Genomic DNA, 15,770 nt, shown 5'->3' on the forward strand with positions numbered 1-15,770 from the left:
ACGGGAGGAGAATAGCATAATGGTGGTTCCTGAAAACTTAAATTACACTTCATGGCTAACCGTTAAGCAGATGATGAATAAACATTTTATAGTTATTCATCCAAATGATTCTCTGCGAACTGTAATCCAATATTACCAGGATTCCAGGCTGGATACTCTTCCAGTCGTTGATAATAACGATAAGCTGATTGGGGTTTTTCCCAAAAAGAGGTTATATAAGGCACTGCTGGATGGTTCTAGCTTAGATGATCCTTGCACTCCTTACATAGTTAATGAACCAATTTCTGTATCATGTGACCTATGCTATGATGAAGTATCAATGGTAGTGCGCTCCAGCCAAAGTCTGGTTGATTACGTAGTTGTTGTTGATCATCAAGGTGCGCCAGTTGGAATGATTGGAACGGCAGAATATCTTCGGGGAAGTCAGAAATTGATCATGACGTCAAACGTTCTGCTTGAATCTATATTCAACGCAAATTATGAAGGTATCATCGTTATTGATAATAACGGAAAAATTCTGCGGACCAATCCTGTCGCCGAAAAGATGTTCGGACTGATCTCTTCTGAGATCAAGGGTTTGCACCTGGAATATGTGCTCCCTGATCTTAAGCTATTTAGTAATCGCAGCCGGGGAGTAAAGCAGATAATACAGGATCTCCCCGTTATTGTTAGTCAAATGCCAATTATGGCAGATAATATTCAGATTGGCACAAAAATTGCTTTTGTAGATATATCGGATATGGAACAAATGGCACGAGAACTGGAAATCGTTAAGGACTTGCAGACCAATCTTGACGGAGTCCTTAATGCTTCCTCTGATGGCGTTTTCGTTTCAGATATTTCAGGTTATGTAAAATATATAAATGAAAGTGGATGCCGACTTATTTCAAATACCTCAGAAGCAATGACTGGAATGCCGATCAAAAAACTTTTACCAAGCGGACTTCCCGCCGAGGTCAGCAAAACAGGCATTACTGAAGTTGAAGTATGTAGCATTAACGGCAGAAATTGCATTGTTTCTCATATACCTATTAACAAGGTTATCTACGATGAGACTCAGACCGTAGGGGTGGTCAGTACTGTCTATCTTGATGATAATAGACTCACTGAAGAAATAGCCCGGAAATGGCTGTCTTTAAGGCAACAAGTCCAATATTATCGCGATGAACTCGAAAAACGTGGGAATAGCTTTGATAATCTGGTTTCAAAAAATCCGGCCTTCATTAAGATGAAAAAGGATGCCCATCGGATTGCTCGCAGCAGTTCAACGGTTCTTTTGACCGGGGAAAGCGGCGTAGGTAAAGACATGTTTGCCCATGCCATTCATTCCGCAAGTCCCCGAGCAAATCAACCGTTTGTTAAAGTTAATTGTGCCGCCATTCCCGAATCTCTCTTAGAATCCGAACTCTTTGGCTACGCCCCGGGTTCTTTTACAGGCGCTTCCCGGAAAGGTAAAACTGGGTATTTCACCCAAGCCCATGAGGGAACTGTTTTCCTAGACGAAATTGGAGATATGCCTCTTTCTATACAGGTTAAGATATTACAGGTTTTGCAGGATAAAGAATTTATGCGAGTGGGTGGAATCAGGACTCAAAAAGTGGATGTTCGTATTATTGCCGCCACAAACAAGGATTTGCGGGAGGCGATAAGTAAAGGAGCTTTTCGAGAAGATCTCTTTTATCGTCTAAATGTCATTCAGTTCAACCTCCCTCCGCTTCGGGAACGTTCCGAAGATATATGGCCTTTGACCCAGGTTTTTATTCAGAAATATAACGAAATTCTAGGATCGAATGTCGTCGGCATAACCCAAGCTGCCAAAGATGCTTTACTAATTCACTCTTGGCCCGGCAATATCAGGGAACTTGAAAATACCATCGAGCGAGCTGCCAATTACGTTTTGGAGGGCGAAATAGGAATAGAACACCTCTCAGCCCAGATCTTTCAATTCGGCCAGAAAGCGTATGAACCCTCCTCCTATCGAGCGGTATTGAGCGATGTTGATAAAGAAATGCTTTTGGTGGCTTTGAAAAAAGCAAAGGGCAACAAGAGTGCGGCTGCCCGGCTCCTTAAAATGAGCAGATCTGCATTTTATGAAAAACTGGGCAAGTATAATCTATCTTAACTAAAACGCTAAAGAAAACTTGTTCTGGCCTCAAGCCACAGTCGCTGCGCATCTTCCTTAATTGCACTCAATGGATATCTACCTCCTTTGTTATAGTGCGGCTGACGAAACCGGCACTATAACAAAGGTAGGTAGTTTTTTCTACTCATAGCTAAAGCTTTATGGAACCACCTGCACAGCAGGTGATTTTCGTTCAGACAATAAAAGAACGTCCCGATAAAATGGGCCGTTCTTGTTATTTTACCCTACTACAACCGCTATCGATATTATAATGATTGCCGCTATTAAACAATAATCGCTTCTGGATAAGACCAGCTCGCGCAGATAGGTACGATGGCCTTGCTGATATCCCCGTGCTTCCATGGCGTCAACCAGTTCATCACAACGGCGAAAAATATTTATCGCTAAAGGGACTGCCAGATATCTAATCGCTCTAATTTTCCCGCTTAAATGTCGTGGATTGAAATTCGCGCCTCGAGCCAATTGAGCTTGGCTGACGCAATTCATTTCGTCTAGCAACGTGGGCATAAACCTTAAGGCTAAAGATAATAACATAGCAACATCATGAGAAGATATTCCAGCAATTCTTATGGGGCGCAGGAGTCGCTCCAGCCCCATAGTAATCTCAGATTGCGTGGCAGTCATGGTCAAAATGGATGCCGCAGCCACCAGCAGCAAGAACTTCCAGACCTGTAAAATCCCGAGGTTTAAACCCTCGTAAGTGATTTGCATCGGACCGATAGGAAACGGTGGCAACGGGCGCCCCGGAGTAAAAAATATATAAAGCAAGAATAGACAGCAAAAGAAAGGCAGTACTGGGCGCAAAGTTTTCAGCACTGATCCCAAGGATAGACGAGCAAGCAGCGAGATGGCTAAGGCTATGGCACTGGCTGTTGTGAGACCTATAAGATTCACGTGTAGAATTATTATGCTAAGAGCTATCACTGCTATAAGTTTGACTCGAGGGTCCAGTCTGTGAACAGGGGATTCGAAATAAACGTATTGCCCAAGCCTATACATGTCCATCCGCCTTTCTAGGAAAACAGAAATTGCTTGAACTCCTTAGTCTTTCCAGCAGGGCAGTTATTTCTTCAACCGCATCTTCAACCGAAAAAATGCAGGTACTTACATCTTTTCCTCCTTGCTGCAGCTGCCACATCAACTCGGTGATCTGGGGTGGGGCCAGGCTCAGCGTCTTAAGCCACTCCACTCTGCTCAATATGTCTCCTGGACTTCCATCAGCAATCAATTCGCCCTGATCCATCACCAGCACCCGGTCCGCTAAGGCGGCCTCGTCCATGCTGTGGGTCACATGTATGATACCCAGCCCCTGGGAGTTCAATTTCCGCAGTAAGGTTAGTACCTTCTTTTTACTTTCCGGATCCAGCGAAGCGGTAGGCTCGTCAAGTACAATAATTTTCGGTTCCATAGCCAGCAGACCAGCCAAAGCCAGAAGTTGTTTCTGGCCTCCGGAAAGTGTATGGGGAGGTCGGGATCGCAGCCCGATCAGACTTACTCTGGTTAGGGCCTCATCCACTCGCCGGCGCACCTCAATTGGCGGTAAGCCAAGATTGCCAGGACCGAAAGCAACATCTTCTTCTACACTCATGCCTACAATCTGATTATCAGCATTCTGAAAAGCCATCCCTACCCGGCGCCGAATTTCCAGAAGACTTTTCGAGTTGCGAGTACTTAACTCATCGACCAAGACTTCGCCGGCGGAAGGAATCAGTAAGGCATTTAAATGCCGAATGAGGGTAGTTTTGCCACAACCGTTGGGGCCGATAAGAGCAATATACTCGCCTTCAGCTATATGTAGATTGAGGTCTTTGAGAACCGGTGAGTCACCCTTTTCATAAGCATAAGTCAGGTTATGAACCCTGATCATATTTTTCATGGCCCCCCTAGATTTTAACTTGATTGCGTAATTTTAGGCCGATTAAGGCCGTCGCGACTAGCTTGAGCACGTCACCAACCAAGAAGGGAACTACGCCTGCAAGCAGTGCTTTTGGTATTGATAAGTGAGCTACTAGCGATAGCTGTGCTACTCCCAGGGTATAAATCACCAGATTGCCTACGACCAGGGACAAACCTAGCCATGCTAAACCCGGCTCTTTCTTGGCTTCTACCATTTTACCGATAACGTAAGCGGCTACAATAAAGCCAATCAGGTAGCCACCCGTAGGACCTATCAGCGTCCCAAGACCAGCTTTTCCCCCTGAAAAGACGGGCAGGCCGATTACGCCTAAAAGTACGTAGACAACCTGGCTCAATGCCCCAGCATATCCTCCCAAAAGGACTCCGGCCAAGCCCGTAAAAAGAGTCTGTAGGGTAATAGGCACCGGCTGCATGGGGATGGTTATTAAGGAGCCGGCAGCAGTCAAGGCTCCGAACATGGAAGCGTAAACCATACGCCGTAGGGAATTATTACTTTTAACCATCTGTTTATCTCCCTCTATTTGAGTTTTTGCGGCATTCCGCTGCTAGTACCAGAAACCGACAAGGGACTTGCGACAGGAAACTTTCCCTGTCACAAGTCCCCTGCAACTCTTTCCAAGTCCTTAGTATCTGAGCAACTGTGAATCTATAATTTATTATAATATCTTCCAATTATATTGTCAACTAAAAATCTACTTTTAGGTTGACAATACCTCAGTAGGATGGAGAGGCAAGATTGTTATCTCCCCAGAAATTATGGTATGGACAATACCAGACTGGTCTCGGAGTAAGAGAAATCCATTTTCATCGATATCGATGGCCTTACCCACCAGAAAGCCGTTGATTGTATCCAGTCTTAGCTCTTGTCCGATTGCCACTGACAGGCTTTTGCCTTTTTTAAGGGTTCCCTCAAAACTGCCGGCTAGTAAGTCTAAATAATGGCTTTCCAGCCGTGCCAGCAGGCCTTGCAACACCTTGACCCGGGAAACTGGGCGTGCATCTTCGGCCCGGGCAGAGGTGGCGGCAGTTCGAAAGTCACCAGGAAATTCCTGAAGCTGGTTGTTTATATTCATGCCGATACCGACCACGATATATTCGATGCCATCCATGTCGGTGACTGCTTCGGACAGTATACCAGCTACTTTTTTGTCATTTATCAATATGTCATTAGGCCACTTAATTCGGGCTGGCAAGTTTAACTCCTCTTCGAAAGCTTCTGCCACAGCCACAGCAGTTAAGAGGGAAATTCTCGAGATTTCCTTTAAAGGCAAGACCGGTCGCAGAATTACCGACATATATATTCCCTGGTTGCTTGGCGAGTACCAACTCCGACCGCGGCGTCCCCGTCCGGCTGTCTGCATATCCGCCACTACTACAGTACCCTCCGGGTATCCCTCAGATGCCAGGACTCGGGCTCTGTTATTGGTCGAATCAAGTTCTTGGTAATATAAATAGTCCGTTTGACCAAATACTTTACAGGTAAGCCCGGGACCCACTTCTGCAGGGGACAGGATATCTGGAGGAGAACAAAGCCGGTATCCCTTTTTCGGGGATGAATCCACTTCATAACCCTCAGCTAGCAGGGCCTTGATCTGATTCCAAACTGTCGTCCGAGATACATTCAGGCTTTCACTCAAAGCTTCTCCCGAAAGCCATTCCCCTTTTTTCTCTTTTAATGCCTGCAACACAGCCTCGCGCAGAGTCATTCACTTAACACTCCCTTTGTTTATAAAGAAAACTTGGCTAGCGCCAAGCCTTCAGTATCAAGCCATTTGCCTGACCATAAATGTCGCGGTACCTACGGCCAGTACTTGACCAGCTTCATTCTTAATCTCACCTTGGGCAACCACAATCTTTCTGCCTTTTTGAATAACCTTTCCTTCAGCCCAAAGTGTTCCTTCACTGATTGAACGCAAATAATTTATTTTAATTTCCACAGTAGAAGCGCCTTCTCCCGGGTCTAATTGTTGATTGACCGCCACGGCAATAGCTGAATCAATCAAAGCAGCAATAACCCCTCCATGAAGATTTCCATAAAACTGTTTCAGGTTCTCATTAACTGTTAATTGTATTCGAGTTATTCCATCAACTCCAACAACGGTTGTCATGCCAATATGTTTCCAAAAGTTCCCTGATTCCAGATCGGCGACTCGAACCACTATGTATCATCTCCTTATAATTATTTAAAAAGTATACCATAGTTAAACGAATAATTCAGGTTCACTTCGAGATGCAAAATCAATTTCCAATTCATATTTATGTCTTAAATAATCTGCATCATCGTAAAACTTTGCTTGAGACGGACATTTTTTTATACAAGCACCGCATTTAATGCAAATTCCATTTAATTTACTGACATCTTCATGATCAATGGAACCCATAGGACAGACATCTGCGCAAAGCTTACAATCAGTACAATTGCTATTTGTCTTTGGAGTAACCTTTCTAATATCAACTGGGCTGTCATCTTTATTTTTAGGCATATAATATTTTCGATAAGGGGTATTTCCTTTTACATTAAGAATTTGGAAATTATCTTGAGTCGTAATTTTTTTATATATTCGAATAGCAAAATCACTTGCTATGTCCATGTCTTTTTCATCGGGTCTGTCTTTGGCAAGCACTTTAGAAAATGAATGTTCACCTATAAAAGCACCGCCAGCAACAATCTTAAAACCGTTGAGTTCGAGAATATCTCTAAGTTCTATTAATGCATCGTCATAATTTCTGTTTCCGTAAACAACTACAGGAATAGCTAAGGCATCATTACCTTTAACGGAGTTTAAATATTTTAATAATACATTGGGAACTCTTCCAGCGTATACCGGAACTCCTACAACAACAATATCTTCTTTTGTAAAAGACACTGGTTCTTTTCTGACATCAGGCAGAGTAAAATCAATAACATTTACATCACTTGGCTTGTCAAGGTTCTCTGAGATTTTCTCTGCAATTCTGGATACTATTTTTTTAGTAGTATCTGTGGCACTAAAATACAGCACACTAATTTTCTTATCCATAATACACCCTCCTCCTTCATTGACCCCCCAGGTTATGTTTCGATTTCTGCAACTTCCGTACTACCGTGGATTGATTGACCCCTAACGCCTCAGCAGCTTTAACCGTAGTTCCGTAAAGTTTCATAGCTAAGGTGACAAGCTGTTGTTCTAAATCGTCGATGGCTTCCTTCAGCGGAACCACCCCGGTCACAGTGATTGTCTTCAGAGGGGTCTGTTCCTTTTCATAAAGTACGCCGTCCACTTCTTTGCCAGAAATAACTTTTTCTTTAGATGTGACTATCAGCCTTTCTATCACGTTCGCCATCTCCCGTATATTACTCAGCCAAGGATAATCCAACAATAACTGAACAGCTTCCGGAGAAAAGATCTTATCAAACCCATGGCGCTTATTATTCTTCTCCAAGTTAAAAAGAACAAGGGGAATTAGGTCCTCTTTCCGTTCTCGCAGTGCCGGAACTTTAATTGGTACAATATTAAGAGTATAGAAGAGGTCTGAGCGGAAGCGCTCTTTTTCAACTAGTTCCTTTAATGGTCTGTTTGTACCGGCAAGAATTCTAGTATCTATGGAAATGGCAGCCTTTTCATCCGTTACCTGCAATGTTTTGTCACGAAGAACTCTCACTAGACGACCTTGTATATTTAAGGGCATCTTATCGATATCCTCTAGGTAAACGCTCCCATGATTAGCTAACTCTAATACTCCCGGTTTTGCAATATTTCTGCTATAAGAGATCTCTTGACCAAACAGCTCAATCTCTAAAAGATTTTCTGGCAATGAACCGCAATTAATTTTGTAAAAAGGCCCTTTACTTCGTTTACTTTGGATATGTATTGATTTGGCAATTTCCTCCTTTCCTACCCCTTGTTCTCCGACTAATACTACAGGCGAATCAACCTGACTTACCCTAAACGCCAGATCTAGGACATTGTTCATGATAACGGAACAGGACCTTAATTCAGCCCCTGCTTCCTGTTGATTCCTCATCTGAGCGATCTGTGACTGATATTTTTCAGATAGTTGTTTACTCTCTTCAAGTGCTTCCCGTAAAAACTCCAACTCACTCATATCTCGTATGTTGATTACGATCTTTACAATTTCCCCTTCTTCACTAAAGACTGGGTTGCCTGTGATAACTAGGGAATGTTTAGCAAAAGGTCTTTCCAAGATACTGACAAAACCGCCTTGCTTCTTAACTAGATGTATGATGTTATTCTGAAAAATGCCTTTATCCACAAGCTCTTTAAAGGGCCTTCCCACTAACTCTTCCCATGAAGCTTCCAAAATTCTCCCCACTGCAGGGTTGCAACGAAGAATATCACCCTGTCCATTACAAATGATTAACCCATCATAAGAGGATGCAATAATTGTCTGAAGTTCTTCGTTAAGTTGCTTTACGCTTTGCAATTCTTGTAAAACCTTTTCTATCTCAGAAACATCTTGGAAAACCCCTACCGCCCCTACTACTTCTCCATCTTTAAGAATCGGTGTCCGATTGGAGATATACAGTCTGCGCCCCACTTGAAATTTCGCCCCATATTCAGGTATTCCGTTACGTACAACCTCCAAGAGACCTGTAGGGATAATAACATCGTTTAAAAAACGTCCAACTGCTTCCTCTTTAGTTGTGCGAGTTGGTTTTTCTGCTGCTGGATTGAGGGAGGTAATAATTCCTTGTTTATTAATCGATAAAATACCATTGTGCGCCGAGTTAAAGACTGCCTCAAGTTCTTGACTTCGTGATCGAACCTCTTGAAAATATGCTTGTAATAACGAATACTTAGAAACTACGCCAATAATCTCTTCCAGGTTGTTTAAAACTGGGTATATATCAAATGGTAAATTCCAAACATCTTCTAACGACGTTTCTTCGTTTAGGGGGAGAAAGCGATTCGTAAGATAATCAGCAGCCTTATTTTCGGCGACATAGTTTTCTATGCCCTTTTCTAGAATCTGGTTTTTAGTGAGCATACCTAAAAGATAACCTTGTTCATTAAGAAAAGGCAAGCCGGCAACTTCTTTTTCCATCATTATTGTCATCGCATCCCCAATAGTATGATATTTATAAAGACATATGGAAAGTCGTGACATTACTTGCCCCACACGCAACAAACTATTCCCCTCCGCCCTTACTTATAAATTCAAAGAAGACCTCCCACGTCTTGTAAGTGGGTGTTCCTCGTTCAGCTTTAGCTTTAACGAGTTCACTGGCCGGTAAAAATCGGTTTACGCTTCTCGATAAGGGCCTTCAATCCTTCTTTATGGTCGGACATTTCGGAAACAATAGCCATTTGTGATGAAATAAGATCTAAAGCCGTCCGTAAATCGTTTGTTCGTTGCGCGGAATAAACTGCCCGCTTAATCATTTGAACGCATACTGGAGGAGATTCAGCAATTTTCCTTGCCAATTCTAAGGTGGCCTGCTCTAATTCCTGAGCAGGGACAACTTTGTTGATCATTCCTATTTCTTTAGCCTCAGAAGCTGAAATATAATCCCCCGTCCATAAGATTTCTAAGGCCTTTGCAACTCCTACCAAACGAGGCAGATAGAAGGCGCCGCCATCCCCTGGCACAATTCCAGCTTTAACATAACCTGCTGAAAGTTGAGCATCTTCTGCAGCTACCCTAATATCGCACATCAACGCCATATCAAGGCCTGCCCCTATAGCAATTCCATTAATACCGCAAATTACAGGCTTATCCATCATTTCTAATGTTAGAGCAACTTTATGCACATGGTTTGTTAAAGCTCGTTTCCGGTCAATGGCTTTATTCCCCCATGTCTCGCCCTGATCATCACATCCAACAAATCCTTTTCCGTTTGCCATGGCTTCGATGTCACCACCAGCTGAAAAGGCCTTACCCTTGGCTGTCACCACGACAACCCTTATGGTTTGATCATCTTGAGCGTCTTGTAATGCTTCCGCCCATTTTCGAATCATTGGCAAGGAAAAGGCATTATACTTCTCTGGTCTGTTTAGGATAATCCTTGCCAAAAAGCCGTCTTTCTGATAGAGCAAATGACTATCGTTATCCTTATTAGGGGTTTTTACGAAGTTTAAACATTCCCGTCTTGCCATCACTTCTCAACTCCAAAATATTATTTTTAATCCTACTTAGAATACAGCCCTTATGCTCACTATGCCTAATTGCATTAATTATTGCTTTTGCATAATAAATATCGTTTCAGCGTTTAGTCACTTAATATTCTTGATATAATCATGCTATTCCTTGACTAATGTATGCACCTAAACATTTACCCCGCTTATCATATCTGCATACTTGAAATCTCCCTATTGTTAGAATATACTATTTATTCTAAATTTACAATAATTAATATGCGCATATGCAGGATGATTTTTCGAACTAGCTATAATCTTTTCCCTGTATGATCAAAAAAGAACGCAAGATACATCACAGTTCTTGCGTTCCAATCTTTTAACCTTACATTACACTTAATTCAAAATTCAAATGCATCCGACTTTACAAACCGAAACGAAGTTTTCTTCCTTACTAAAAGAAATTTTAAAAATAAAAAATCAGAAGATAAACCATAGAAATGAAAATCGAAAGCAACATCAAGGGAAACGCGAATTTCATAAAGCCAATAAAAGGGATGTGGACTCCATTTTTCTCAGCCATGCCCGCAACAATAACATTCGCAGAAGCACCAATAAGGGTTCCATTTCCGCCTAAACAGGCTCCCAAAGATAACGCCCACCAGAGAGGTTCCAATCCAGTTTGCGAAATTCCCCCTAAGTCGCCCATTTGATGAATAAGAGGTATCATAGTCGCTACAAAAGGGATATTATCCACAAAGGCAGAGGCAATAGCCGAAAACCATAAAATCAGCATACCTGTCAGTGTGAAATTTCCAGCTGTGGCCGTGATTGCCCAATGGGCCATACTGTCTATTATACCCGTCTCAATCAGACCGCCAACCACAATAAAAAGCCCAATGAAGAAGAAGATTGTGGGCCATTCAACGGTTAATAAAATTTGTTCTGGCTCTTCTTTAGTAATAAACATTAAGAGGACACCACCTGATAAAGCAATCGTCGCCGATTCTAAATCTAAGGCCTGATGCGTGAAAAAGCCTATTAAAATAAGACCCAGGACGAACAGACATTTTTTCAAGAGGGCAGAATCTTTTATCGCAGAAAGAGGATCGATCTTCATAAGATCTGCTTTAAGTTCATTCGATACTTTCATTTCATTCCGGTATATAAAATAAAAAACCGCCATGGTTGCGACATGAATGACTATAACAACAGGTGTTAAGTTGGTTATAAAATCAACAAATCCCAAATGCGTTTGACTTCCAATCATTATATTCGGGGGGTCCCCGATTAAAGTAGCCGTTCCGCCAATGTTACTAGCAACTATCATGGCTACTAAAAAAGGCATTATCTTAAGATTGAGCTTATCATTAATGCTAAAAACTATCGGAACAATCAATAAAACCGTTGTAACATTATCAAGAAACGCAGAAAGTATGGCCGTGACGCTGGCCAAAGCTATTAAAATTCTAATCGGTTCCCCCTTAGCTAACCGAACCGCCTTCAAGCCCAGATACTCAAAAACTCCTGTTCGACGTGTAATACCTACCACAATCATCATTCCAACCAACAGTCCCAAAGTATTCCAATCAATATGCTCGATTGCTTTTTCTTGAGCCAATACCCCCAAGAGAATCAGCAGCATGCCCCCGAGCAAAGCGGCAATTGTTCGATGGACTTTCTCAGAAAGAATCAAAGCATAAACAATAATAAAGACAATAATTGCAATATACGCCTGCATTATTTTATCCTCCTTACAATAATCATTTGTCCCTGCATCCATGTATCGACTTACCAGATAGCCTACTCAATTTTTGCCCTGTGAATGAATTCACTCCCAATATCACTGAAGACCTTGATAATTCTCGATCGCCAATGCACGATTGCATATATAATCAATAATGCATAATGCGATTCATTATATTTTTAGTTACCTTGGATATTGTCATCGTCTCTCAAATTAGGTCACTAAATCACTTCTTCCAATACTTCTATTTCTTTTGCATATATGCATTTCGATTTTAATCTCAAATTAAAATATAGCACTTTCCGAAAATTTTACAATATCTCTATGCATATATGCTGAATATTTTATTACTTATCCTCTTAATGAAAAAACTAAAGAACGCTGGATACGCATAAGTTGCGTTCCAACGTCCTTTTTATATCCTTAATGCTTTTTGATTCAATGACCTAAATGATTATGCAGATCAGGCCTCCGCTGCCATCATTAACAATCCGTTGCAAGGTGTCTTGGAGCTTGTTCTGAGCGTTTTCCGGCATCCGATAAAGTTTATTTTGGATACCTTCACGGACTAAGTCATGCAGTGATTTGCCAAAAATATTCGATTCCCAGACTTTCTTGGGATCACTCTCAAACTCATCCAGCATGTACTTCACGAGCTCTTCCGCTTGCTTTTCTGTACCAATCAAAGGCGTAATTTCGGTTGTAACATCTGCTCTTATAATATGCAACGATGGAGCGCTCGCTTTGAGTTTGATTCCATAATGTCCGCCTTGCTTTACTAGTTCGGGCTCATCAAGGAACATTTCTTCAAGTTGTGGTGTAACCACACCATATCCGTTAATTCGAACCTCCTCGATAGCCTGTGACAGTTTATCCCATTCCTTCTTACCTTTACTATAGTCTAAAACTAAACGCAGTAAGGAATGATCGCCTTCAATTTCAATCCCTGTAAGATCTTGCAGAACAGTTTTAAAGAGCCCGTCAACAGCAGTGATTTCTACATTGGCAATACCAGTGCCTAAGTTCATCTCTTTGAGGAGAACATCTTGGGCGTATTGGCAATCAGACAAGGCGTCTAAAGCCTGGTCGATATCTCTCAGACGTCTTACTCCGTCAATTGCTTTGCGAACTGTATCCTCAAAAGCAGCTCTAACTGCATGAGAGGGGTCAAGTTCCTCAACCCATTTTGGAAGGTCAATGTTTACTTCAGCTACAGGGAATTCATAAAGCACTTCTTCCAAAATCTGTGTTATATCTTCTTGGGCCATCTCAAGGCAATTCACCGGAATGACGGGTATTGCATATCTTTCCTCTAAGGAACGGCTTAGTTCCAGTGTATTTTCGGCATAGGGACGTGTCGTATTCAGTACTACCACAAACGGTTTTCCTAGTTGGCGAAGCTCAGTAATTACCCGTTCTTCAGCGTCTAGGTATGCTTCCCTGGGGATATCAGTGATTGATCCATCGGTAGTTATTACAACTCCGATCGTAGCATGATCTGAAATTACTTTACGTGTTCCCATTTCAGCTGCATCTTGGAAAGACATAGGCTCGTCGCTCCATGATGTTTTCATCATGCGCGGCTCTTCGCCGTCTTCTGCATCATACCCCAAAGCGCCTTCCACACTGTATCCGACACAGTCAACCAATCGAACATTCATGTGAATCGAGTCTCGTACAACGATTTCCACCGATTCTGATGGAATAAACTTAGGTTCCGTCGTTGTGATCGTTCTTCCAGTCCCGCTTTGAGGAAGCTCATCCTTAGCCCGCTCCCGCTCAAAGGCATCTTGGATGTTGGGCAAGACCAGGAGGTCCATGAATCGTTTGATAAAGGTGGACTTTCCCGTACGGACTGGCCCAACGACACCGAGGTAGATATCGCCTCCTGTTCGTTCTGCGATATCCCTGAAAATGTCTAGTTTTTCCATTGTTAATTTCCCTCCCTTTTGAGTGCTGTCCCAAAATTTGGGGAAGGGCCTCCACCTTAATCTCCCCTTCCACCTCCCAGTAACACGTGGATTCCAATAACTGGACTAGCACATTAAGCAGTATAAGTATATTGGCTGTTTGGGGCAAATATGACAATACAACAAAAAACGCAGAAAAGGCATTTAAACAACCTCTTCTACGTCTATGTTCCTAAACACTAAAATATGTATATTATCTTAACCAGCTCATCTCGACAACTTCTTCAAGTTCGTGACGTTTACCTCGCAACATCAAGTCTGCAACGGCAATTTTCGGATCGGCATTTTCAAATAAAACTTTATAGGCCTGCTCCGTAATTGGCATAGCGATATTTTTCTCAATTCCAAGAAAGTGAGCTATACGAGTCGCTCTTACTCCTTCAACGACCATTCCGACCTCTCTCAGCACCGTTTCTAAAGGCTTGCCCTGACCGAGAGCGACTCCGGCGCGACGATTACGGCTATGAAGACTGGTACAAGTCACAATGAGGTCACCAACCCCTGATAATCCAGCAAAGGTCAGCGGATTCCCTCCCAAGGCTACGCCTAAACGGGCAATCTCTGCTAATCCTCTGGTCATTAGAGCCGCTTTTGTATTGTCTCCAAACCCTAGCCCCTCAGCAATACCTGTGCACAAAGCAATAACATTTTTTAAAGCCCCACCGAGTTCAACTCCGATAACATCCGGATTGGTATAGACTCTAAACTTCGGAGTCATCATCATATCTTGAACAGTTTTCGCAGTCTCTACATCTGAGGCAACTACAACAGTCGTCGGCATATCCCTGCCGACCTCTTCAGCATGGCTGGGACCAGACAAAACAGCCACCGGATTGTTAGGCAACTCCTCAATCAATACTTCGGAGAGGCGGCAATGTGTTCCTTCTTCCATCCCTTTAGCTGTATTGACAACAATACAGCCTCTCCTCAAGAAGGGATTTATCATACGCGCAGCTTCTCGAACACTATGAGATGGAACACTCAAAACAACCAGATCCGCGTTTAAAAAAGAAAGATCTGTTGTAGGAAAAAGTCCTTGAGGCAGGACAACACCTGGTAAATAACGCTTATTTTCGTGTTGATTTCTCATGTTTTCCATTTCATCTGCATGGCGGCCAACAAGGGCAACCTGATGACCAGCCTTCGCCAAAAGAACTGCTAAAGCACTTCCCCAACTCCCAGCCCCATAAACTGCAATCTTAGGCATTTACTTCCCCCCGTATCGATATTTGATATTCGATATTAGAAGTTCGTGGTTCGTTCAACCTCAATTTCAAGCTTTTTGCTCTTCGAGCTATCGGGACTTCTTCGGACCTCGGTCTCCGCTTATTTTTTATCCCCAAATCGATGTTCTGTTCCATTCAGAACACGTTGAATATTAGCCCGATGAAGAACTAGTACTGCCAAGACAGCGACCACCGCAAAAACCCGATATTCAAACGGTTCTGGAAAAACAAAGACCATGATTAGAACCGTGAGAGCACCCGTAACCGAACCCATAGAAACATAACGTGTCAACCATACTACCAGTATAAACACGGAGATTGCTATTAATGTGACTTTCCACATCAAAACGGTAATGATTCCGAACCCGGCTGCCACGCCTTTCCCACTGGGCCGAAAGCCAAAAAAAGGATTCCAGCTATGACTTGCCATTGCTAATAACCCGCCAATAATACCTCCCCAGGGCCCAAAAGCCCATAGACCGAGGTAGGCAGACAATGCCCCTTTCATAAAATCTCCTAAGAGCACCATGATTCCCAGTTTCACTCCTAGAAGGCGAAAGGCATTTGTTGTGCCGATATTTCCGCTACCATGCTGACGTACGTCAATCCCTTTAAACAAGCCCGCTAAATAGGCAAAAGGAATGGCACCCAAGCAATACGCCAAGATATAAATAAGGTAACGCGACATGG

The 15,770-nt window shown here is 42.7% G+C and carries 13 protein-coding genes; 1 reads left to right on the top strand and 12 read right to left on the bottom strand.

Features of this window, described 5'->3' with window-relative positions; genetic code table 11:
- Positions 1–19 precede the first annotated feature (19 nt).
- A complete protein-coding gene (locus M8E35_RS00790; protein WP_252466799.1) occupies positions 20–2,122 on the top strand; it encodes a sigma-54-dependent Fis family transcriptional regulator in 2,103 nt (700 codons plus the stop codon).
- 240 nt (positions 2,123–2,362) lie between these two features.
- On the opposite strand, the gene M8E35_RS00795 is transcribed toward M8E35_RS00790, so the two are convergent.
- The 12 genes from M8E35_RS00795 to plsY all read right to left on the bottom strand — a co-directional run bounded on the left by M8E35_RS00795 (position 2,363) and on the right by plsY (position 15,768).
- The gene (locus M8E35_RS00795; protein ID WP_252466801.1) at positions 2,363–3,142 is read right to left on the bottom strand and encodes an energy-coupling factor transporter transmembrane component T family protein; all 780 of its coding nucleotides are present in this window, start codon (positions 3,140–3,142) and stop codon (positions 2,363–2,365) included.
- Complete coding sequence (locus M8E35_RS00800; protein ID WP_252466803.1) at positions 3,135–4,010, bottom strand: energy-coupling factor transporter ATPase; 876 nt, start codon at positions 4,008–4,010, stop codon at positions 3,135–3,137. The genes M8E35_RS00795 and M8E35_RS00800 overlap by 8 nt, the downstream gene beginning before the upstream one ends.
- Before the next feature lie 16 nt (positions 4,011–4,026).
- A complete protein-coding gene (locus tag M8E35_RS00805) occupies positions 4,027–4,563 on the bottom strand; it encodes a biotin transporter BioY (protein ID WP_252466805.1) in 537 nt (178 codons plus the stop codon).
- Positions 4,564–4,758: 195 nt separating this feature from the next.
- Complete coding sequence (locus tag M8E35_RS00810; protein WP_252466807.1) at positions 4,759–5,766, bottom strand: biotin--[acetyl-CoA-carboxylase] ligase; 1,008 nt, start codon at positions 5,764–5,766, stop codon at positions 4,759–4,761.
- Between the two features lie 57 nt (positions 5,767–5,823).
- On the bottom strand, positions 5,824–6,219 hold the full coding sequence (locus M8E35_RS00815; RefSeq protein ID WP_252466808.1) for a PaaI family thioesterase: 396 nt from the start codon (positions 6,217–6,219) through the stop codon (positions 5,824–5,826).
- A 42-nt stretch (positions 6,220–6,261) separates the two neighbouring features.
- Positions 6,262–7,080, bottom strand: coding sequence for an EFR1 family ferrodoxin (locus tag M8E35_RS00820; RefSeq protein ID WP_252466809.1), 819 nt, complete (start codon positions 7,078–7,080; stop codon positions 6,262–6,264).
- Between the two features lie 16 nt (positions 7,081–7,096).
- On the bottom strand, positions 7,097–9,181 hold the full coding sequence (locus tag M8E35_RS00825; protein ID WP_252467090.1) for a sigma 54-interacting transcriptional regulator: 2,085 nt from the start codon (positions 9,179–9,181) through the stop codon (positions 7,097–7,099).
- A 101-nt stretch (positions 9,182–9,282) separates the two neighbouring features.
- Positions 9,283–10,158, bottom strand: a complete 876-nt coding sequence (locus M8E35_RS00830) for an enoyl-CoA hydratase/isomerase family protein (RefSeq protein WP_252466810.1) — start codon at positions 10,156–10,158, stop codon at positions 9,283–9,285.
- Positions 10,159–10,603: 445 nt separating this feature from the next.
- Complete coding sequence (locus tag M8E35_RS00835; protein WP_252466811.1) at positions 10,604–11,878, bottom strand: ArsB/NhaD family transporter; 1,275 nt, start codon at positions 11,876–11,878, stop codon at positions 10,604–10,606.
- Between the two features lie 452 nt (positions 11,879–12,330).
- Positions 12,331–13,815: a stage IV sporulation protein A gene (gene spoIVA, locus M8E35_RS00840; protein WP_073029700.1), complete on the bottom strand. Its 1,485-nt coding sequence runs from the start codon at positions 13,813–13,815 to the stop codon at positions 12,331–12,333.
- Positions 13,816–14,047: 232 nt separating this feature from the next.
- Entirely contained in the window at positions 14,048–15,061 is a 1,014-nt protein-coding gene (locus M8E35_RS00845; protein ID WP_252466812.1) for an NAD(P)H-dependent glycerol-3-phosphate dehydrogenase, read from the bottom strand.
- Between the two features lie 119 nt (positions 15,062–15,180).
- Positions 15,181–15,768 (bottom strand): glycerol-3-phosphate 1-O-acyltransferase PlsY, encoded by a 588-nt coding sequence (plsY, locus tag M8E35_RS00850; RefSeq protein ID WP_252466813.1) that lies wholly within the window; start codon positions 15,766–15,768, stop codon positions 15,181–15,183.
- Positions 15,769–15,770: the final 2 nt, after the last annotated feature.

It is taken from the genome of Desulfosporosinus nitroreducens, from assembly GCF_023897015.1.
In the GTDB taxonomy this organism is placed as follows: domain Bacteria; phylum Bacillota; class Desulfitobacteriia; order Desulfitobacteriales; family Desulfitobacteriaceae; genus Desulfosporosinus; species Desulfosporosinus nitroreducens.

What these genes read in the sequence shown, in the direction of transcription:
- plsY (WP_252466813.1), bottom strand. Translation starts at nt 15,768, where the DNA reads ATGTCGCGTTACCTTATTTATATCTTGGCGTATTGCTTGGGTGCCATT.
- M8E35_RS00790 (WP_252466799.1), top strand. Translation starts at nt 20, where the DNA reads ATGGTGGTTCCTGAAAACTTAAATTACACTTCATGGCTAACCGTTAAG.
- M8E35_RS00835 (WP_252466811.1), bottom strand. Translation starts at nt 11,878, where the DNA reads ATGCAGGCGTATATTGCAATTATTGTCTTTATTATTGTTTATGCTTTG.
- M8E35_RS00845 (WP_252466812.1), bottom strand. Translation starts at nt 15,061, where the DNA reads ATGCCTAAGATTGCAGTTTATGGGGCTGGGAGTTGGGGAAGTGCTTTA.
- M8E35_RS00805 (WP_252466805.1), bottom strand. Translation starts at nt 4,563, where the DNA reads ATGGTTAAAAGTAATAATTCCCTACGGCGTATGGTTTACGCTTCCATG.
- M8E35_RS00820 (WP_252466809.1), bottom strand. Translation starts at nt 7,080, where the DNA reads ATGGATAAGAAAATTAGTGTGCTGTATTTTAGTGCCACAGATACTACT.
- spoIVA (WP_073029700.1), bottom strand. Translation starts at nt 13,815, where the DNA reads ATGGAAAAACTAGACATTTTCAGGGATATCGCAGAACGAACAGGAGGC.
- M8E35_RS00800 (WP_252466803.1), bottom strand. Translation starts at nt 4,010, where the DNA reads ATGATCAGGGTTCATAACCTGACTTATGCTTATGAAAAGGGTGACTCA.
- M8E35_RS00795 (WP_252466801.1), bottom strand. Translation starts at nt 3,142, where the DNA reads ATGTATAGGCTTGGGCAATACGTTTATTTCGAATCCCCTGTTCACAGA.
- M8E35_RS00830 (WP_252466810.1), bottom strand. Translation starts at nt 10,158, where the DNA reads ATGGCAAGACGGGAATGTTTAAACTTCGTAAAAACCCCTAATAAGGAT.
- M8E35_RS00810 (WP_252466807.1), bottom strand. Translation starts at nt 5,766, where the DNA reads ATGACTCTGCGCGAGGCTGTGTTGCAGGCATTAAAAGAGAAAAAAGGG.